General features: G+C 63.3%; 18 protein-coding genes. 10 read left to right on the top strand and 8 right to left on the bottom strand.

Annotated elements, in window-relative coordinates:
* Positions 1-248: 248 nt before the first annotated feature.
* From RS901_RS29740 to RS901_RS29730, 3 genes are all read right to left on the bottom strand, one after another.
* Positions 249-1,781 (bottom strand): CHAD domain-containing protein, encoded by a 1,533-nt coding sequence (locus RS901_RS29740; protein ID WP_316154090.1) that lies wholly within the window; start codon positions 1,779-1,781, stop codon positions 249-251.
* Positions 1,782-2,012 carry a hypothetical protein gene (locus RS901_RS29735; protein ID WP_316154089.1) on the bottom strand — a complete coding sequence of 77 codons (231 nt, stop codon included), beginning with the start codon at positions 2,010-2,012 and terminating at the stop codon, positions 1,782-1,784.
* 88 nt (positions 2,013-2,100) lie between these two features.
* Complete coding sequence (locus tag RS901_RS29730; protein ID WP_316154088.1) at positions 2,101-2,382, bottom strand: hypothetical protein; 282 nt, start codon at positions 2,380-2,382, stop codon at positions 2,101-2,103.
* Positions 2,383-2,583: 201 nt separating this feature from the next.
* Between RS901_RS29730 and ppk1 the strand changes: the two genes are divergently transcribed.
* Both ppk1 and pstS read left to right on the top strand, forming a co-directional pair.
* Positions 2,584-4,719, top strand: coding sequence for a polyphosphate kinase 1 (gene ppk1 / locus RS901_RS29725; protein WP_316154087.1), 2,136 nt, complete (start codon positions 2,584-2,586; stop codon positions 4,717-4,719).
* Positions 4,720-5,024: 305 nt separating this feature from the next.
* A complete protein-coding gene (gene pstS / locus RS901_RS29720; RefSeq protein ID WP_410054244.1) occupies positions 5,025-6,062 on the top strand; it encodes a phosphate ABC transporter substrate-binding protein PstS in 1,038 nt (345 codons plus the stop codon).
* 441 nt (positions 6,063-6,503) lie between these two features.
* Here pstS and RS901_RS29715 read toward each other — a convergent pair whose 3' ends face one another.
* Positions 6,504-6,797, bottom strand: coding sequence for a hypothetical protein (locus tag RS901_RS29715; protein ID WP_316154085.1), 294 nt, complete (start codon positions 6,795-6,797; stop codon positions 6,504-6,506).
* Between RS901_RS29715 and RS901_RS29710 the strand changes: the two genes are divergently transcribed.
* A complete protein-coding gene (locus tag RS901_RS29710) occupies positions 6,796-7,839 on the top strand; it encodes a hypothetical protein (protein ID WP_316154084.1) in 1,044 nt (347 codons plus the stop codon). The genes RS901_RS29715 and RS901_RS29710 overlap by 2 nt on opposite strands.
* A 340-nt stretch (positions 7,840-8,179) precedes the next feature.
* Here RS901_RS29710 and RS901_RS29705 read toward each other — a convergent pair whose 3' ends face one another.
* The 4 genes from RS901_RS29705 to RS901_RS29690 form a co-directional block, all read right to left on the bottom strand.
* Positions 8,180-8,740 carry a cysteine peptidase family C39 domain-containing protein gene (locus RS901_RS29705; RefSeq protein ID WP_316154083.1) on the bottom strand — a complete coding sequence of 187 codons (561 nt, stop codon included), beginning with the start codon at positions 8,738-8,740 and terminating at the stop codon, positions 8,180-8,182.
* Positions 8,741-9,089: 349 nt separating this feature from the next.
* Complete coding sequence (locus tag RS901_RS29700; protein ID WP_316154081.1) at positions 9,090-9,998, bottom strand: DMT family transporter; 909 nt, start codon at positions 9,996-9,998, stop codon at positions 9,090-9,092.
* 53 nt (positions 9,999-10,051) lie between these two features.
* Positions 10,052-11,101 (bottom strand): transposase, encoded by a 1,050-nt coding sequence (locus RS901_RS29695; RefSeq protein WP_316157320.1) that lies wholly within the window; start codon positions 11,099-11,101, stop codon positions 10,052-10,054.
* Between the two features lie 235 nt (positions 11,102-11,336).
* A complete protein-coding gene (locus RS901_RS29690) occupies positions 11,337-12,656 on the bottom strand; it encodes an MFS transporter (RefSeq protein WP_316154080.1) in 1,320 nt (439 codons plus the stop codon).
* A 177-nt stretch (positions 12,657-12,833) separates the two neighbouring features.
* On the opposite strand from RS901_RS29690, the gene cyoA reads away from it, so the two are divergent.
* The 7 genes from cyoA (at position 12,834) to RS901_RS29655 (ending at position 20,440) form a co-directional block, all read left to right on the top strand.
* A complete protein-coding gene (cyoA, locus tag RS901_RS29685; protein WP_316154079.1) occupies positions 12,834-13,871 on the top strand; it encodes a ubiquinol oxidase subunit II in 1,038 nt (345 codons plus the stop codon).
* A gap of 81 nt (positions 13,872-13,952) precedes the next feature.
* A complete protein-coding gene (gene cyoB, locus RS901_RS29680; RefSeq protein ID WP_316154078.1) occupies positions 13,953-15,956 on the top strand; it encodes a cytochrome o ubiquinol oxidase subunit I in 2,004 nt (667 codons plus the stop codon).
* Positions 15,949-16,605, top strand: coding sequence for a cytochrome o ubiquinol oxidase subunit III (gene cyoC, locus RS901_RS29675; protein ID WP_316154077.1), 657 nt, complete (start codon positions 15,949-15,951; stop codon positions 16,603-16,605). Before cyoB ends, cyoC begins: the two co-directional genes overlap by 8 nt.
* Entirely contained in the window at positions 16,602-17,027 is a 426-nt protein-coding gene (cyoD, locus tag RS901_RS29670; protein WP_316154076.1) for a cytochrome o ubiquinol oxidase subunit IV, read from the top strand. Before cyoC ends, cyoD begins: the two co-directional genes overlap by 4 nt.
* A 59-nt stretch (positions 17,028-17,086) precedes the next feature.
* The gene (locus RS901_RS29665) at positions 17,087-18,073 is read left to right on the top strand and encodes a hypothetical protein (protein ID WP_316154075.1); all 987 of its coding nucleotides are present in this window, start codon (positions 17,087-17,089) and stop codon (positions 18,071-18,073) included.
* Positions 18,074-18,246: 173 nt separating this feature from the next.
* Positions 18,247-19,239 (top strand): tripartite tricarboxylate transporter substrate binding protein, encoded by a 993-nt coding sequence (locus RS901_RS29660; protein ID WP_316154074.1) that lies wholly within the window; start codon positions 18,247-18,249, stop codon positions 19,237-19,239.
* Between the two features lie 220 nt (positions 19,240-19,459).
* A complete protein-coding gene (locus RS901_RS29655; RefSeq protein ID WP_316154073.1) occupies positions 19,460-20,440 on the top strand; it encodes a quinone oxidoreductase in 981 nt (326 codons plus the stop codon).
* Positions 20,441-20,468: the final 28 nt, after the last annotated feature.

The following is a 20,468-nucleotide window of genomic DNA, read 5'->3' as shown; positions in this document are numbered from 1 at the left end:
GGGGCGCCGGTGGCGGATTCCGCCGTTTGCCGCCGGTCCGGCTAACCAGGGGCCCGATTCTAGGCGGGGAAGGCTGTCAGGAAACTGTCAATGTGCCGGCTATGTCATTGGGGTTTACGCTGAGGGCGGCAAACGCTGCTGACGGAGATCGACTGAGGAATCGGGGCCGGCGACAGTGAAATAGTCGCCACTGCAGTGCGCCGGGACTGGCCGCGACGATGAACGTGCGCCGATGCCCGGAAGCCGCGCTAAGCGGGCAGGCGTGCCGCCTTGAATTGTTTCCAGAGGCGGCGCAGCGGCTCCCTGTCAACGCTGACGCCCCTTGCGATATAGCCGCGCGCATAGCCACAGCCAATCGCAAGTTGCTGCCGCTCTGTCCCCAGGCGCAGCAACAATCCCACTGCAACCGCCATATCATTGCGCCATCCCAGGTCATCCTGCAGGCGCGACAGTTGCCGGCGATAGCGGCGCACCTTATCCGCGGCAAACAAGGATTCAAAGAACTCGGTCGCGTAGCGCAGCTTCTTTGCGGCGATACGCGCACGGTGGCGCCGCTGCTCATCGAGCTTGGCCATGCCCCGCCCCCGCTTGAGAAGCCTGCGTTGCCGCTTGCGCAGCGTGGTCAGCGCGAAGTCCCTGGCGGGTCCGCTGAGTGCCGCGCGCTGCGCCTCGTCCAGGCCATGGCGCCAGTCCGCACTGCCCAGCCAATGGTTCAGCGTCAGGACCAGCCGGGTGTAACGATCGGAATTCACGGCCTGGGCCGCGCGTTGCCGGGCATCGGCCGCGACTGCCTTCGCCGCGGCAAGCACCGCGCCCGCGCCCACGTCCTCCGGCGCCCCATCGAACGCGTCACGCAAGGTGGTGTTGGCAAGCACGTCCCAGTCGCGTGCGGGGCCCAGTTCATCGGCAATCCATTTGAGTTCCGCTTGCAGTGCCGGCGGACAGGCAACCAGCGGCTCAAAGATGTCAAGCGCGGAGCGCAGGCGACGCAGGCCGACACGCATCTGGTGCACGCTTTCCGGGTTGGAGCTGTTGACCACGCCGCGTTCGTTCCCGGAGATTTGCGCCAGGCAGTTCCGGGCAATGCACTGAAACACTGCTTCCGCCGACCCGGCGTCGGCCAGCCTGAGGGGCTCAGACCGTACCGCTTCATTGGCCTCGTCAGCGACCAGCGCATAGCCACGGTCGCCTTTGCTGGCACGGCTCAGGCGCATTGGCACTGCGTCGAGCAGCCGCAGGGCAAACGCTGACAGATGGGCCGGCTCCCCGGCCTGGATCTCCATCTCAAGCTCGCGGATCGGCTCCGTGGCATCGTTCGCACGAACAACGCCGCGATCGACAGCCAGTTCGACCTCGTCCCCCTGTGGCAAGCGCAACAGCAGGACCGTGCGCCGGACATCCGTGACGAAGATCGGCTTCAGGCGTTCTGCCAGGTTGCCTTCACGGAGCAGCATCCCCAACGCAGTGCCCTCGGGCAATTTGTCTCGCAGTGCTCCAAGATCTGGCGTATTTCCCGGAACCGCCGACTCAAACTCTTCCCGCTCGTAAAGCGCCCCATGCTGCGTGCCACAGGTCTTCAAGGTCTGCACGTAATGATCACCCGCTTGTCGCACGCGCAGCGATGCGTGCATACGCCGGAAAGCAAGATCCGACGTATCGAAATACGTGCTCACGAGCCTGTCTTCGTGCGGCGGCTCCACGCAGCAGGACGACACCAGGGGCAAGCCGATCAGCCCTTCGGCCTGGTCCTGCAGCAACTCGAGCTTGAGTTCGCGTTCCATTTATCCGAGCTTTGCCGTGCCCTCGAATTTTGCGTATACGCTGGCCTGGACTGCGTTCATCACTGCAAGGATCTCGTCACTGGCAGGGCCGCTGGCCGTCACGCCTGTGGCGTTCTTTGGCTTCGAGCCGGGCGGGTCGAAGACAAAGAGCGTATCGAACTTTCCGGCCGACGCTTTCTTCAGGCGCCGGTTAAGTGCTTTCAGGTATCGCTTCTTGTCAGTCTTTGACATAGGTTCCAAGGTTATCCGCGGTGGTAATCACAACCCAAATCATTGAACTACCTGCTTAGTGAATTCACTGCGTCATCAGGCAGCACTGCTAGTTCGGCTGGCCTGCATTTGACTCCGCGCCGGTGAAGGGGATTTCGTGCTCCCGCAACTTCTGCAGTGATCGGGTCAGCCTGGCGCCGTACTTGCGGTCCGCGGCCAGCAGCAGGGCCTCTATGCCGTCGTCCAGCCCCGCAAGCTCGCGGTCACCCGGCACCCTGGTCGCTTTCATCTGCTGCAATTCGTTGGCAATGCGCTTCGCCAGCTTGCGCACAAACTCCGGGTCAAGGTGACCTTGCGCTGCAGCACCTCCAATATGCTCGATCAAGCGCATCAGGCCGTCCGGGGTGGTCTCGGTCGCAGAAGGTATTTCGTGTGTCATTGGCAGCTCCAGTGGGCGCGTCAGTTCATTCTACGCATCGGATGCTCGTAAGATGGTACGTATTTCGCGGGAGCAGTGCGATCAGATTCGCCTCGATATGCGCGATACGCCAGCTAGAATCGGGAAGGATTCCCCCGCACAGGCACTCACACCATGAAACCCGAATCCGATCCCATGCAGAATGCGTCGCCGATGGCCGCGGGAGAGGGGCGCCTCGGCACCCCGGTCGATCCGGATGGCCTGCTGAATGGCAATGAGCTCTATATCAACCGCGAACTCAGCCAGCTGGAGTTCTTCGGGCGCGTGCTGCAGCAGGCCGCCGATCCCGCGGTGCCGCTGCTGGAGCGCCTGCGTTCCCTGTGTACCTTCAGCAGCAACCTGGATGAGTTCTACGAGATCCGCGTGGCCGGCCTGAAGGAGCAGTGCTTGCTTCAGTCTCCGGTAGTCGGCCCGGACGGGCTGACGCCGCAGGCGGTCTATGCCAGGGTCAACCAACGGGTCCGGGAGCTGGTCGATCAGCAGTACCGCCTGTTCAATGACATGCTGATTCCGGCCATGGCCGAGCAGCAGATCCGCTTCTTGCGGCGGCCCTCGTGGAACCCCGCGCAGGCGGAATGGATCCGGGAATTCTTCTTCGCCGAACTGATGCCAGTCCTGACACCGATCGGCCTGGACCCGGCGCATCCGTTTCCGCGGGTTCTTAACAAGAGCCTGAATTTCGCCGTTGAGCTCGAGGGCAAGGATGCGTTCGGGCGCAACTCCGGCTATGCGATCGTGCAGGCGCCACGAGCGCTGCCGCGGGTTATCGCCTTGCCACCGGATATTGCCGGATGCGAGCATGGCCTCGTTTTCCTTTCGTCCATCCTGCATGCCCACGTCGGCGAGCTGTTCAGTGGCATGACGGTGCGCGGCTGCTACCAGTTCCGCGTGACCCGCAACAGCGAGCTGTTCGTGGACGAGGAAGAGGTCAAGAACCTGCGCGAGGCGCTGCAAGGCGAACTGCCGCACCGTCATTATGGTGATGCGGTCCGGCTGGAGGTGGCAGATAACTGCACGCCGGCAATGACTGCGTTCCTGCAGCATCAATTCGGCCTGGCGGCAAGCGAGGTGTTCTCCGTCAACGGACCGGTCAACCTGGTTCGCCTGATGCAGGTGCCAGATCAGGTGGACCGGCCGGAACTGAAATACCTGCCTTTCCGGGCCGGCCTGCCGAAGGTGCTGCACGAGCATTCCGATATCTTTCGCGCCATTCGCGAGGGCGACATCCTGCTGCATCACCCGTTCCAGTCGTTCACACCGGTGGTGGACTTCGTCAGGCAGGCGGCACAGGACCCCGATGTGGTGGCAATCAGCCAGACAGTGTATCGGGCCGGGCACGACTCGGTCCTGCTCTCGGCACTTATTGAAGCCGCGCGCAACGGAAAGGAAGTCACCGTCGTGGTGGAACTGCTGGCCCGCTTTGATGAAGAGGCCAATATCGGTTGGGCAACGCAACTGGAGGAAGTCGGCGCGCATGTCATCTACGGGGTAGTCGGCTTCAAGGCGCACGCCAAGATGGTCATGGTATTGCGACGCGAGGGTGGGAAGCTCCGGCGCTATGCGCATCTCGGCACCGGGAACTATCACCACCAGACCACGCGCACCTATACGGATTTTGGGTTGCTCACATGCAATGAGTCGCTGACGCAGGATGTGGCGCAAGTGTTCAGCCAGCTGACGGGCCGTGGCCAGACGCATTGCATGAGCCATATCTGGCAATCGCCCTTTACCATGAAGAAGGCGTTGCTTGAGGCGATCCGGTGCGAAGCCGGGCATGCCAGGGCTGGCGGCAAGGGATGGATCATTGCCAAGATGAACGCATTGCTGGAGCCTGACCTGATCCAGGCGCTGTACGACGCCTCACGTGACGGGGTCCGTATCGACCTGATCATCCGGGGCGCCTGTGCGCTGCGCCCCGGCGTTGCCGGCTTGTCGGAGAACATTGAGGTGAAATCGGTCATGGGCCGGTTTCTCGAACACTCGCGCATCTTTTATTTTCACGATGGCGGCGCGGAAAGGGTCATGCTGTCCAGCGGTGAATGGATGGAACGAAGCCTGTCCCGGCGCATCGAGATCTGCTTTCCCATCCTCGATGCCAGGTTGAAGGAGCGCGTCATCGCGGAAGGGCTGAAGCCGTACCTGGCAGACCGGTGTGATGCCTGGCAGATGACGCCGGACGGAAGATACGAGCGTCAGGCCTCGCGAGACGGCGAGGGCGCGCAGAATATCCTGCTGTCGGCTTTGACGTGAGCCAATGGGGTTTGCACGCAGTGCAGGTTTCTCATTGGTGGTTCGGTGTCGCACGATCACCGGATGACAGAAACATGACAGTAATAATCGTGCGGCAGCAGAAGCCATAGCGGCCTGATGCCGGCTGTAGTGATCCATCTCATCGCCAGAGACAAAGAGGCCGTCTGTAGCAGGGCGGCTTTTTTGTTGCCGGCGACAAGACGTCAGTCGTTTTGTCCTGCCTCAAAGGGCAGCGATCTGCTAGCCTGAATTGCCCAGGCGTAGAAACGTCTTCGTCAGACAAGGGAAGAAGAATCATGAAGCCAATGCACGATTGCCGGTTGCGTTTTCTCCATGCATTGGGCCGGCAAGCGACGGTCCTGCTGCTGTTGCTTGGCGCGGTCGCGCTGGCTCGGGCCGGGGATGTCACAGGGGCGGGTTCAACCTTTGTCTATCCGCTGATGTCCAAATGGGCGGCGACCTACTATGCCCGTACCGGCCAGCAGGTCAACTATCACCCCACCGGATCGGGAAACGGCATTCGCCAGATCCGGTCTGCCAGCGTGACCTTCGGCGCTACCGACATGCCACTCAAGCCCGAAGAGCTGCGGGCTGCGGGGTTGCTGCAATTTCCTATCGTGGTGGGGGGCGTTGTGCCGGTGCTGAACCTCGACGGGGTTGCACCGGGCCAGTTGCGCATGACCGGCACGCTGCTGACGGACATTTACCAGGGAATGATCGTCAACTGGAATGACCCGGCCGTTGCGGCGGAAAATCCGGGCATGGTATTTCCCGACCAGAAGATCGTGGTGGTCCATCGGAGCGACAGTTCGGGAACCACGTTCAACTGGACCGACTACTTTACGAAGGTCAGCCCGCAATGGGGTGCAAGCGTGGGCGCCGGCACGACTGTGAAATGGCCCGTTGGGGTGGGCGCGAACGGAAACGAGGGGGTTGCAACTTATATCCGTAACGTGAAGGGATCCATTGGCTACGTTGAGTTGACCTACGCCTTGCAGCGCAAGCTGTCCTATGCCTCGGTCAGGAATCGCGACGGGGTATTTGTGCAGCCATCGCGCGAAACCTTCAGCGCCGCGGTCACCTCGGCAGAATGGAACCCTAAGGCCGATTTCTACCAGGTAGTGACGAATGCCTCCGGGCCGCAGGCATGGCCGATTGCCGGTGTCGTGTTTGTGCTGATTTCCAGGACGCGTGGCAACGCCGCCGAGACGAAAGACGCGCTCGCATTCTTCCGTTGGGCGCTCTCAGAGGGACAGGCCGACGCCGCGGCCGAGCATTATGTCGCGCTCCCCGATAGCCTCGTCAGGAATGTTGAATCGTACTGGCAGGAGGCCTTTCGATAGCGGGGTGCCGCGCCCCCGCCTTGCGGCTCCAGTGGCCTGCCTTCACCATTAATTTGATGGGGCTCATGATGTTTCATTTTCTATACATACTTTTTCCGGTTGCTCCGGCGGCCTGTCTACTACTTCCTCGCTAAGCCGTTCAGCTCGCGCCGGCATTCCACTTCCGTGGGGATTGACCGCATTTTCGGGGCGCTGGATACCCGTGTCTGCAGTGCCGGCCCGAGCCTTCGGAAACGACTTTCCATGACCGGCAATGCCTTGTCCTGCAAGGCTTCACGGGAGTCCAGAAGCCCCGCGGCGACGGTACCCGTGACCAGTGCCGCGCGCTCCGACATTATCCTGCGCCTGTGGCGCGGACCCATTTTCATCCGCGCCGCGGGACGCCATTCCGCATAATCGCGGCTCGTCCATAGGGCCGATTTTCCATTCCGATTCCGCCAGCTAGATTGACCTCATCGTTGGCGCGGCCAAGGCCATCGAATTTTGCGTGCTCAAAAGGCCAAGGAAAGGGGGTCCATCCATGAAACGCATCCACATGAAGCTGGCGGCCTTGCCGCTTGCCTGTCTCGTCATCACGGTCGCAGGTTGCGGGGGAGGCGGGGGCGACTCGACGTCTGCCACTGCCGCCACCACAGCACCAGGCACCGGAACGTCAACGTCAACGCCAACGTCACCCACTTCACCCACTTCACCCACGTCGCCAACAACGCAGACCGCGGCCAGCAGCAGCGCCATGCTGTCGGGTACCACCGATCCCGGGCCCGAGATCGGTAAAGACGGGGACTTCTACCTGAATACCGTGACCTGGATGCTGTTCGGGCCCAAGGCAAACGGCGTGTGGCCGGCAGGGGTTTCGCTGGCGGGTACCGGCAATACCGGCACGGCCGGGAACACCATCCTGTCCGGCTCGGTCGATCCGACCGACAGCGTCGGCAACAATGGCGACTACTACATCAATACCACCACCTCGACCCTGTTCGGGCCCAAGGCAAACGGCACGTGGCCGCCGGGCGTCCCGATGGGGGGCGGCACCGGGTCGGGCACCGGCGGTGTCGTCCTGACGGGCGCGGGGGCGCCAGCCAACAGTGTCGGCAACAATGGCGACTACTACCTCGACACCAACACCTGGACGCTGTATGGGCCCAAGGCCAATGACGTGTGGCCGGCAGGGGTCTCGCTGGTCATTCAGCCGGGCGGCAGCGGCGGCACCGGCGGCACCGGAGGCGGCACTGCAGGCAATGGCGGACACATCCTGTACGGCAGCGGTGCGCCGACCGACGCCATCGGCGTCGATGGCGACTTCTATTTCGACACCACGACCTGGACGCTGTATGGTCCCAAGGCGGGCGGCAAGTGGCCGACCTCGGGCGTGACCATGGGGGCAGGCACCGTCTACAACGGCAATTTCAACGTGCCAGACACGCTCAGCAGCGGCCGCTATGCCATGACCGGCGCCGGCGGGGCGGTTCCCTTGCCGTCGGACTTCGGCGTCGTGATCCCCTACGATTGCGCCAAGGTCGCGCTCACTGCCAGCACACTCGGCAAGGTGCACGGAACGCTGGACATCTCGGTGTACAAGGTGACGGGGTCCGGCGCGTCAGTGATCCTCACGCCCGTCAAAGACCTGAGCTGCAAAGTCACCAACGGCCAGCAGACCTGCAGTCAGGAGGTGCCGTCCGGAACCGTCAGCCACAACGACAAGCTGCAGGTACAGGTCGACAACAACCAGGCCACCGATTGGGGCGGCCTCGCCGTCAACCTCGCCTGCGTCAAATAAGCCGGTTGGATGGGGGCGCGCGTCTGTCTCGGGGGAGGCAGACGCGCAACTGAGCGGAGGCAGGGCTAGTTGTCCTGCCTCCTTTCACTTTTTCCGTGGTGCCTGGGATGGTGAACGACTGCGTGCAGCCCGTTCGGCTTGACCTGTTGCATACCGGGACAGTGCGGATCGCGGAGGGCCCTGGCCGGCTTGACCGGGGACATCGGCCACCGCTACGACGTGCGGTTTCCGCTCAACATGACCTATCGGTGGGGATCTGGTCGAGCAGTTCGGGCAACACGTCGGCATCGCCGACGTCCTGATGCGTCATCAGAGCCGCGCCTATCTGGCCGGACTCTGACTAGCCACCAGCGCGGGCCACATCTGCAGCCGGCAACCTGCGCCGCAGGCATAGTACCCTGAGCGTCGCGGCAAGCAGCCGCTCCCAATGGCGCCGCCATGATGGCCGCATCGCGTCGCCGGGCAACGGGCACGGCTGTGCCGGCTCCGTAGCCGCTGACACGTCCGCTTGCAGCGCGGGCTGCGCGAAGACAGCGTGCCCGCTGTACTGGGCCAGCAGTTCCTCGCGGCTGACTTCCTGCACCCCACCGCCCCAACCTGGCAGGGCGACGAGGAGCCGTCCGTGCTCACAGCGCTGCAGCAGTACGCACGGCCTGTTCTTGTCCAGCAACAGGATGGCCGGCAACGAGGTATCCGGGATATCGTCGAGCTCGCGCTCCGCCAGCCGGGTCGACAAGCCGGCGCGCGCCGCCGCGGCGCAGAGCAGCGGCAACGTCAGGGCCTGCCCGTCCAGCGGCAGCCCTTCCAGCAGGACCGCTGAAGGCACCGTCCGTTGCAAGGCCCGGTTCAGCAACAGCAGGCAGCCCAGCATCGGATCGTCCGCACCCGTGAGCCGGCCCATTGCGGCAGGAGGCTCCCGGCGGCCAGCTATGAAAGACGGGTCGGAAGTGCCGGGATGCACCGCGGGCGTTGTCCTGGGTTGCTGTGTGCGCCGCAGTGGCGCTGATTCAGCTTCGATGTCTTCTGCTGGCGCCTCGCATAGTGCAAGGTCAGCCGACGCATGTCGCCCGCGCGGATTCCGTTCACCCATGATTCCCCCCGGCTTCAGTGGTGTGAGCTCTACTGCGAGGGTAGTGCACCAGGGGGCGCGAGCCCATCCTGCAAACAGGCTAGTGCAGCCGCGGCAAGACTGATTCAGGATTGAAACACCCGGGGCATGCCTGTTCCCTGGCGTGGACCGGCCGCCCCCCTCAACGCCGCTGCGCCAGCCAGATCCCCGCCGCGATCGCGGCCAGCCCCACTGCGTGGTACCAGCGGGGCCAGTCGCCCAGCAGCAGCGTGGACAGCAGGGCGGCGAACACCGGTGTCAGGGTGATAAAGAACACCGGCAACTGAGCGCCCGCGCGGGCGATGGCGCGGTCCCAGGCAAAGTAGGCGAGCAGCGAAGGAATGGTTGCTACATAGAGCAGGATGGCGGCAACCTTGCCGTTCCATTGCAGGGGCTGGTCCAGCGTCATCAGCTCCCATGCCGTCACGGGAGCGCTTGCCAGTACGCCGGTGACGATCTGCGCGAACAGCAGCACGGGCAGGGGCACGGAGGGGCGCTGTTTGCGCAGCAACCAGGTATAACCGCTCCAGGCGATGGTGGCGGCCAGCATGAACAGGTCGCCGGCAACCAGGTCCAGTTGGGCGAGCCGGCCCAGCTCGCCGCGTACCAGGACAAAGGTCACGCCGACCATGCACAGCAGCGCCCCGGCGACATGCCATGGCTTCACCCGTTCGCCAAAACAGATCGCGCCGATCACGATCAGAAACAGCGGCGTGGATGCGCCGATCAGCGTCACGTTGATCGGTGTCGAGGTGGTCAGCGCCAGGTACTGCAGGGCGTTATAGCTGGCGATCGAAAGCACGCCCAGGGCGGTGATTACGCCGGCGTGCCGGCGCAGTGCCGCGCGGTGCTCGATCACGCCACGCCAGGCAAAGGGTGCCAGCAGCAGCCCGGCCAGCACCCAGCGCACAGAGTTCAGGGTGATGGGTGGCACCGTGCCGGCGGCCAGGCGGCCGACGATGGCATTGCCGGCCCAGCTCAGTGGCGGGAAGGTAAGCAGGAACAGGGTTGTCCAGTCGATGCGTCCAGTGGTGTTGCTGCTTGCGTGCATGGAGAGGGGCGCTTGTGAAAAGCGCATTATCCGCCTTGACATCCTCCCCCTCCCTAAAGAGTGGGGATTCCCTCTGCAGGCGATCGATGTCCCGATCGGGCAAGGATATTTAGCGCAGCGTTCACATCGCGATCATGTACAGCACCGCATCGACTGCATACCCACTGCCTTATTCCAAGGTCTGCGATACCTTTCGGCCTCTCCGGCGGCATCGCGTCGCACGAAGAGCAAACCTGGGTGGTGAAACGTTCGTCGACTTCCTCGTACCACGCGCCATGCGCAATCGCCTTGTACGCGAGCATTGTGCGGAAGGACGACCAGCCCGCATCGAGGACGGACTTCGCCATGCTGGTCCTGGCGAGGCCGGCGGCATTCACATTCCCCACCGCAATGTAGTCAAAGTCCCGCACGATGCGATGCGAGAGCTTGTGAAGGAAGTCACGCCGTGCATTTTTGATGCGCGCGTGGAGGTTCGTCGCCTGTCGTATCTTTCGCGCCCGCTGGGTCTTGGCAAGGGCTTGCTCGAGTTGGCCAAGGTGACGTGGCTTTGCGACTTTCTCGCCAGTGGAAAGCGTGGCAAGGTTCTTCAGGCCAAGATCGATGCCGACGCCGCGTGCCGGGGACCGGGCCTGGGTGTCGGCAACTTCAATCACGATGTTCAGGAACCAGTTGCCTCGCGCGTCGCGGGAGAAATTCGTGCCGTCCTTGATCTTGCCCTCGGGAAGGGGCCTGCAGTTGAACACGCGAAACGTGCTGCCAGCAAAGCGGAATGCGTCGCCAGAACGTTTGAGATCCCGGCCCTTGAGTGGCACCCAGCCGAGGAACTTGCGGCCGCGATAGCGCAGGTACGGCCGGCGGTGCTGGCTGCACGACTTGGCGTACTGCTCGCAAACCGCGTTGATGGTGCCGGAATGGATACGGAGTTCCTTGCTGCTGCCGGTCGTCAACACGTTCAGATCGAAGCCCGTGGGCCACTTCTTGCCCCATTTGAGCGCGTGCTTCTGCGTGTCATTGCAGAAGTTCCAGACGTAGTTCACCGCGCGGCTCTGCTGATTGAGCAGGCCGTTCAGCGACTTCACCCGGTAGCGATAGACGAGAAGCATGCCGGTCATTCTAAATTGGGATTGCTTGCTGCCGGCAGCACTCCTTTCACTCCCCGCCCTGAAGGTCGGGGTTTCGCGGAGCAAGTCTGATGAACGGCACCGGGGCGCCAGGCGCCAAGAGTCAGGCAGCCTGGCAGAGGCCAGCAAGCAAGGAAGGGGAGGGAGACATCGGGCGGCGAATCAGCCCGCCCGTCGCAGGGGATTCGTCATGGCCTTGCGCAGGCCATGACCGTAGTCATTGGTCAGGTGTCCCGAGCGCGCGGCTGATGCGCAACGCTCCCAGGGTGCCGATCACGCCAGACAGCAGGTAGAGACTGACCGCCGCCAGGCCGAACAGCGATGACAGGCCCAGCGCCACCAGCGGCGCAAAGGCGGCGCCGAACAGCCAGCCGAAGTCGGTGGTCAGGGCGGCCCCGGTGTAGCGGAAACGGCGTTCGAAGTTTGACGTCACTACGCCCGCGGCCTGCCCGTACGACAGGCCCAGCAGGCCGAAGCCGACCAGGATGAAGGTGTCCTGGCCGGTGGCGCCGCCACCGAGCAGCCACGGCGTTGCCAGGCTGAAGATGCCGATCAGCACGGCCATTGCCGACAGCGTGGTGCGCCGGCCGATGCGGTCCGCGATCCAGCCGGAAAGCAGCGTGCCGATGAACGCGATGAAGCCGCCCACGATCTGCACGGCCAGCACGTCAGAGATGTCCTGTGTGCGGTGCAGGATCACCCAGGAGAGCGGGAACACCGTGACAAGGTGGAACAGCGCATAGCTGGCCAGCGCTGCAAAGGCCCCCAGGAAGATGTTGAAGCCTTGCGCGTTCACCATCTGCAAGGTGCTGATCGGCTCCAGCTCGTCTTCTTCAAGCAGCTGCGTGTACTCATGGGTCACCACCAGGCGCAGCCGCGCAAACAGCGCCACGACGTTGATGGCGAAGGCCACATAGAACGGATAGCGCCAGCCCCATTCGATGAATTCAGGCGGGGTCAGGCTGGCATGCAGGAACAGGTACAGCGAACTGGCGATGATAAAGCCAGTGGGCGCTCCGAGCTGGCCCACCATCGCATACCAGCCGCGCTTGTTCTCCGGCGTGTTGAGCGCCAGCAGCGACGGCAGCCCGTCCCACGACCCGCCGAACGCAATCCCCTGCAGGAAGCGGAACAGCGCCAGCAGGTAGATCGACGCGGCACCGATCGACGCGTACGACGGCAGGAATGCAATTCCCACCGTGGCCGTGCCAAGCAGGAACAGTGACGCCGTCAGCTTGATGCCCCGGCCCCAGCGCCGCTGGATGCGCATGAACAGCGCGGTGCCGAACGGGCGCCCGATGAACGCAAACGAGAAGATCGTGAAACTGTAGAGCAGCCCGGCCAGCTCGCCCGCGAACGGAAAGTAGACCGCCGGGAAGACGAGCACGGAGGCGATGCCGTACACGAAGAAGTCGAAGTACTCCGAGGCGCGTCCGATCACCACCCCGGTGGCGATCTCGGCGGGTGCCACCTGGTGGTGGCCGGGCGCCGGAGGTGCAGTCGGCGATGCGCGATGCTGGTGGGTGAGGCTGGCCATCGTCAAGTCTCCTTCTGGCAGGAGTGCTTCGATACTGCACGTGGAGCCGACCCCATTCGGATGAAATTGGCTCTTAAGTCTCGCACTCACAAGAATAGCGCCTAAACTGCCATAGAAAAACGAAAGGCGGGTTCACCGGCAGTTTGCCGATATTCCTCAGACGCCACATCCGAGACTATGGGCCGCTTCGACGCTGTAGTGCCGCTAAGACGTGTGCAGGGAAGGTTACTGCTTCGGTGTGCCGCCGCAGTCATGCTGGCGTGCCTGGCCGGTTGTAATGCAGTGCTGCTTGCGCCATCCGGAGACATGGCCGTGCGCCAGCGCGACCTGATCCTCATCGCCACCTGCCTGATGTTGCTGATCATCGTTCCGGTGATCATCCTCACGCTGCTGTTCGCGTGGCGCTATCGGGAAAGCGCAACCGACGCGCCCTACAACCCCGACTGGGACCACTCCACGGTGCTTGAGCTGGCGATCTGGTCCGCGCCGCTGCTGATCATCATCGCGCTGGGGGCCGTGACCTGGGTCAGCACCCACCAGCTCGATCCCTACCGTCCGCTGACGCGGATCGAACCAGGCCGGCCGGTGCCGGTGGACGTGAAGCCGCTGACGGTGGAGGTGGTGGCGATGGACTGGAAGTGGCTGTTCCTGTATCCCGAGCAGGGCATCGCCACCGTCAACGAGCTGGCTGCACCGGTCGACCGTCCCATCGCTTTCCGCATCACCGCCACCTCGGTGATGAACGCATTCTTCGTCCCGTCGCTGGCCGGCATGGTCTACGCCATGCCCGGCATGGAAACCAAGCTGCATGCCGTGATCAACAAGTCCGGCGTATATGAAGGCTTCTCCGCCAACTACAGCGGCGCGGGCTTCTCGCACATGCGTTTCAAGTTCCACGGGCTGTCGAGCGAGGATTTCGAGCGCTGGATCCAGCAGGTCAAGGCATCGGGCCAGGGGCTGTCAACGGACACCTACCTCAAGCTCGCGCAGCCCAGCGAACGCGAGGCGGTGCAACGCTATGCCAACGTGGCGCCAGGCCTATACGACCTGATCCTGAACCGTTGCGTGGGTGGCGGGCCGTGCATGGCAGACACCATGGCGCTTGACCGCAGCCGCGGAAAATTCGACCCGTCCGGCGCGGTCTGCACTGCGCGCAACACCCCGGCCACAGCACCCGTGTTCGCGCGCAATGACGGCCGGGTGCTGCTGCAGTAAGGCGCGGATCCGGATCCTCCCTTGCGGTACTGGCCAGCCCCATCGGCCATGGTTGGTTAATTCAGGCCCCAGGTGACAAACATGCCCGAGCGCTCGGAACTCGCCAATTTGATCTTCGGCCGACTTTCGTGGGAGGCCGTCCCGCTGCATGAACCCATCCTGCTCGGCACCTTCCTGGTGGTGGTGCTCGGCGGAGGCGCATTGGTCGCGGCGCTTACCTACTACCGCCTCTGGGGCTACCTGTGGCGGGAATGGTTCACCAGCATCGACCACAAGAAGATCGGCATCATGTATGTGATCCTGGGCATCGTGATGCTGCTGCGGGGCTTTGCCGACGCGGTCATGATGCGCATCCAGCAGGCCGTCGCGTTCGGCGACAACCTTGGCTACCTGCCGCCGCACCACTACGACCAGATCTTTACCGCGCACGGCGTGATCATGATCTTCTTCGTGGCCATGCCGCTGGTCACGGGGTTGATGAACTTCGTCATGCCGCTGCAGATCGGCGCCCGCGACGTGGCCTTCCCGTTCCTGAACAACTTCAGCTTCTGGATGACCACGGGCGGGGCCATCCTGGTCATGATGTCGCTGTTCGTGGGCGAGTTCGCGCGCACCGGCTGGCTGGCCTATCCGCCGTTGTCCGGCATCATCCACAGCCCTGACGTCGGCGTCGACTACTACATCTGGGCGCTGCAGGTAGCCGGGGTAGGGACCTTGCTGTCCGGAATCAACCTGCTTGTGACCATCGTCAAGATGCGGGCGCCCGGCATGACGCTGATGCGCATGCCGATCTTCACCTGGACCGCGCTGTGCACCAACGTGCTGATCATCGCCGCGTTCCCGGTGCTGACCGCGGCGCTGGCGCTGCTTGCCCTGGACCGCTACGCCGGCACCAACTTCTTCACCGCCGAGCAAGGCGGCAGCGCCATGATGTACGTGAACCTGATCTGGATTTGGGGCCATCCGGAGGTGTACATCCTTGTGCTTCCCGTGTTCGGGGTGTTCTCGGAAGTGGTCGCCACGTTCTGCCGCAAGCGCCTGTTCGGGTACGCGTCGATGGTGTATGCCACGGTGGTGATCACCGTGCTGTCGTACCTGGTCTGGCTGCACCATTTCTTCACGATGGGATCGGGCGCCAGCGTCAATTCGTTCTTCGGCATCACCACCATGATCATCTCGATCCCGACCGGTGCCAAGATCTTCAACTGGCTGTTCACGATGTACCACGGCAAGATCCGCTTCGAGCCGCCGATGCTCTGGACCATCGGCTTCATGGTCACGTTCGTGATCGGCGGCATGACCGGCGTGCTGCTGGCGGTGCCGCCCGCTGACTTCTCCTTGCACAACAGCCTGTTCCTGATCGCGCATTTCCACAACGTGATCATCGGCGGCGTGCTGTTCGGCCTGATGGCAGGCATCACCTACTGGTTCCCGAAGGCATTCGGCTATCGCCTGGTCTCGTCCTGGGGCAAGGCATCGTTCTGGTTCTGGCTGGTCGGCTTCTACTTTGCGTTCATGCCGCTGTACTGGCTGGGGCTGCATGGCGTGACCCGGCGCATGAGCCATTTCGAGGACGCAACGTACCAGGCCTGGTTCCAGCTGGCTGCGTTCGGCGCCTTGCTGATCGCCATCGGCATTGCCTGTTTCCTGGTCCAGCTGGTGGTCAGCTTCATCCACCGCGAGGCGCTTCGGGACCTGACCGGCGATCCGTGGAACGGCCGCACGCTCGAATGGTCGACCTCATCCCCGCCGCCGCAGTACAACTTCGCCTTTACGCCGGTGGTGCACGACACCGACGCCTGGTGGCACATGAAGCAGAATGGCTATGCGCGGCCGCAGCAGGGCTTTATTCCGATCCACATGCCGAAGAACACCGCGGCCGGCATCGTGCTCGCGGGGTTCTCCACGCTCTGCGGCTTCGCGTTGATCTGGCACATCTGGTGGCTCGCTGCGGCAGCGTTCGCGGCGACGATCATCGGCGCGATCATCCATACGTTCAACTACAAGCGCGACTACTACCTCCCGGCCGATCTGGTGGTCCAGACCGAGGCGGCGCGCACACAACGGATGGCAGGCCATGGCTGACACGACCTTTCCCAACCATGTGAGCGGCACCGCCGCCGCGGACACGGCCCCGCCTGGAGGCTACCAGTTCTACCTGCCCGAAGACCATCACCCGGAGAACGGGACGCTGCTCGGGTTCTGGCTTTACCTGATGAGCGACTGCCTGGTATTCGCGTGCCTGTTCGCCGCGTATGGCGTGCTGGGCCGGGAGTATGCGGGAGGACCGAGCGGGGCAGAGCTGTTCGAGCTGCCGCTGGTGGCGCTGAACACCTCGTTCCTGCTGCTGTCCTCGATCACCTACGGCTTCGCCATGCTGCAGACGCAGCAGAACCGCATCGCCGGCACCCAGATCTGGCTGGCCATCACGGGGATCTTCGGCGCGGGGTTCCTGGCGGTCGAGCTTTATGAGTTCGCGCACCTGGTCCATGAGGGCGCAGGGCCGCAGCGCAGTGCGTTCCTGACCTCGTTCTTCGCGCTCGTCGGCACCCACGGGCTGCACGTGACGTGCGGCATTATCTGGCTGATCGTGCTGATGACCCAGGTGGCGCAGCATGGGCTGATCACGGCCAACAAGCGCAGGCTGATGTGCCTGTCGATGTTCTGGCACTTTCTCGACGTCGTCTGGATCGGCGTCTTTACCTTCGTCTACCTGATGGGAGCGTTGCCATGAGCGCGCACGACGAAACGCTGGACAGCCACGGACACAGCCATGGACATGACGAGGAAGTGGGGCCGCACGCCACGCTGGGCGGCTATCTGACGGGCTTCGTGCTGTCCGTCTTCCTGACCGCGATCCCGTTCTGGCTGGTGATGGGAAAGGTGTTCGACAAGTCGTCCACCACCGCCATCGTCATCCTGCTGATCGGCGCCGTGCAGATCGTGGTGCACATGATCTACTTCCTGCACATGAACGCCAGGTCGGAGGGCGGCTGGAACATGCTGTCGCTGATGTTCACGCTGGTGCTGGTGGTGATCGCGCTGACGGGTTCGCTATGGGTGATGTTCCACCTGAACAGCAATATGATGCCGACCATGCAGCATGAGCGCACGACAGACGCGGGCACGGCGATCGTGCCGCCCAGGACCAAGTAGGCACGGGCCCGCAGCGGCGGGAACGGGTTCCCGGCTCGTTCCCGTTCACGGAGCCTGTCATGCGCGCAACGCGCCTGGTCGCGACCCTGTGCCTGGCGCTGCTTTCCGTGCCGGCTTGCGCGCAGCGGCTGGCCGTGGAGGTCGAGAACTTCAGCACGCCAGGCCAATGTGCGGAAGAAGATAATGTCTTGTTCGCCCTGTCCGCCGCCGCGGTTGGCAGGTTCCGGATCCAGGCATTGCATCCCCCCTACGTCAACGCCATCCGCATTGACAGCTCCGCGCCGGATTTCTCCGGGTGCAACTTCGGCAAGACGCCTCACCCGACTGATCCGCGTCATGTCTTCGTGCCGCGCACGGTCATCCTTCATGACGACAGGAACATTGCCATTGTCGGCATCACGTTCGCCAGCTTCTGGCGGCCACATCGGGTCCCGGTCACGGTAGCGGGCAGGGCCGATGCCGGCTTTCACCTGATCCAGGTGTTCCGGAAATCCGGCCGGACGCGTACCGAGGTCCTGGTGCTCTATCCCGCCGATGGCTACTGGCGGGCGAAACCGTTGCCGGCCCGCCATCTGGGTGTCAATGCGTACGGCTCTTCGTTCCTGCTGGGGCCGGTAGAGCAGGAGGGGCGCCCGGTGGTCAACATCGCGCGGATAGAAATCGAGCCGCAACCCCTGGCCTTCAGGCTGCATTTCACGGAAGGAGGCCAGGCAACGGTCACGATCACTGAAATCAGCGACATGCGCACGGCGCTCGATGTCCGGTTCCTGCCGGCCTATGACGCGAAACGTCCCTTTGCGATGCTGCGTTCCATGTATGTTGCCGACGACAATGCAGACGCGAGCGAGGTCACCTGGACGACCGGTCCGGCTGGTGAGGCCATCAGGAAGCCAGTGATGGCCGTCACTTCAATGCAGGCGACCGCGGTGCGATTCGGCCGTACGGTCCGGTCGCGTCACAACACCAGCGCCCCCGACTTGACGTTCGACGCCTTCGAGGCGCCTGCGGCGGAGGGCACGGCGCCGACGGGAAAGAGATCGGACTGAGTCGATTCCGGCACCTCACGACAAGCCAATATATTCATGTCGACAATAAAAAATACGGCTGCTATGATTGGCCGCACGATAGCCTGAGCCGGTAGAAATCGCTTGCCGCACAGTGGTGCGGGCTGGCAGCACTTCTCAGGCTGGGAAATAGTCGACAGAGAATGGGGACGACGATGTCATCACTGAACAAGCTGCTCGCCATCACATTGTGCGCCGGGGCAATCATTGCACTGTGCGCGCCGGGACCGGTGCAGGCACAGGAAGCCTGGCCCGCGCGCCCGATTCAAATGATCGTTCCGTCGTCTCCCGGGTCGGGAACCGATGCGCTGGCGCGGGCCATGGCGCAACGCCTTTCCGAATCGCTGAAGCAGGCTGTGGTCGTGGAGAACCGGCCGGGCGGCAGCGGGGTGATCGGGACCAATGCCGTTCTCAAGGCGGCGCCGGACGGCTACACGATTCTCTACACAACGGCATCCAACATGGTGGTTGCGCCGGCCGTCATGAAGTCCGTATCCCAGGAGGCAAGGAAGAGCCTCGTGCCGATCGCGCAGACAGCTGCGGGTGGGGTGTTGCTGCTGGTGAGCCCGGATCTGCCGGTGCACGACTTGCCAGGACTGATCGAGCTGGTGAAGGCCAATCCGGACAAGTACAGCTATGGCAGCTGGGGCACCGGCTCGTCCGCGCACCTGACGATGGAATGGCTGAAGAAGCAGACCGGCATGAAGACCGAGCACGTCGCATATCGGACATCCAGTCAGCTGCTCACCGAGCTTTCCTCGGGGGTGCTGAAGATCGGCTGGACCGATCCCAGCGTGGCGGTTCCGTTCCTGCGTTCGGGGAAAGTGCGTGGCGTTGCCATTGTCGGCAACGTGCGCTCGCCTCAGCTTGCCAACGTCAAGACGATGAGTGAACAGGGCTACAAGTTCAATACGGTGGGATGGTTCGGCATGTTCGCGCCGGCCGGAACCAGTCCGGCGATCGTGAAGCGGCTGGCCGATGAGGCCAACAAGGTGCAGGCATTGCCGGAGATCGCGGCGCTGATGAAGAGACTGAACTTCGAGCCACCTCCGGTAAAGACCTCCGCGCAGTTGGGCGAGATTGTCCGGAACGATCTGCAAGTCTGGACGAAGATCGCCAACGACGCAGGGATCAAGGTCGACGAATAGGAGCTGGCGCACCTGCACCAGCGGATCCTTGTCACAAGAAGGCAAGTTCAAGGCGTGCAAGGTAAAGCGGAACGTTGCGCCTTGCCAGATGATTCAATCGTCGAGAAAGACACTCAGACATCAACCGATCCACTGCGTCACCAAACCGGTTTGTCCTTTGGCGAACTCAAGCGGCGATCCGCAGGTGAACGGTCATATTCGATAGAGCACAGGAGACGACATGGCGAAATTGGTTAAGTTTTACGAAACAGGCGGACCCGACGTCCTTCGTTTTGAGGACGGCAGCGTTGGTGAGCCCGGACCGGGGGAGGTCCGCGTCCGCCATGTGGCGGCAGGCCTGAACTTTGCCGATACCTACTTCCGCAGCGGTACTTACAAGGTTCCGCTGCCCAGCGGCATCGGCAACGAGGCCGCTGGCGTGATCGAGGCCGTCGGTGCCGGCGTCACCCATCTGGCGGTCGGCGACCGTGTCACCTATACGGGATTTACCAACACGCTGGGCGCTTACAGCACGGAGCGGCTGATCTCTGCCGATCCGCTGATCAGGCTGCCGGAGGCAATCAGTTGCGAAGTCGCGGCGGCCATGACCATGCGGGGCTTGTCAGCGGCCTACCTGATGCGCCGGATCTACCCCTTCAAGGCGGGCGACTCCATCCTGCTGCATGCCGCGGCAGGTGGTGTCGGCCTGATTGTTTCGCAGTGGGCCAAACTGCTGGGGCTGACAGTGATCGGCACGGTTTCGACCGATGCCAAGGCCGAAGTGGCGCGCGCCCACGGCTGTGACCACACGATCAACTACAGCCATGAGGACGTGGCCAGGCGCGTGCGGGAACTGACGGAGGGCGTGGGCGTGAACGTGGTCTTCGACAGCGTGGGCAAGGACACCTTCATGTCCTCGCTGGACTCCCTCAAGCGTCGCGGCCTGCTGGTGTGCGTGGGTTTCGCCTCCGGCCCGGTCACCGGGTTCGATCCGGCAATTCTGGCCCGCAAAGGCTCGGCATTCCTGACGCGCCCGGGCCTGGCCGACTATATCGCCGATCCTGCCGAGAAGGCGGAACTGGTCGGCGAGCTGTTCGGCCACGTGGCGGCTGGCCGCATCCGCATCGGGATCAATCAGCGCTATGCCCTGGAGGATGCGGTGCAGGCACACCGGGACCTGGAGTCGCGAAAGACCACCGGCTCGTCCATTTTCGTGATTTGACAGCACGAAGCAGCGCTCTCATCCAATT

Source organism: Cupriavidus sp. BIC8F (assembly GCF_032465815.1).
Taxonomy (GTDB): Bacteria; Pseudomonadota; Gammaproteobacteria; order Burkholderiales; family Burkholderiaceae; genus Cupriavidus; species Cupriavidus necator.
The sequence above is the reverse complement of the archived record's forward strand: the minus strand, read 5'-3'. Positions and strand labels throughout refer to the sequence as shown.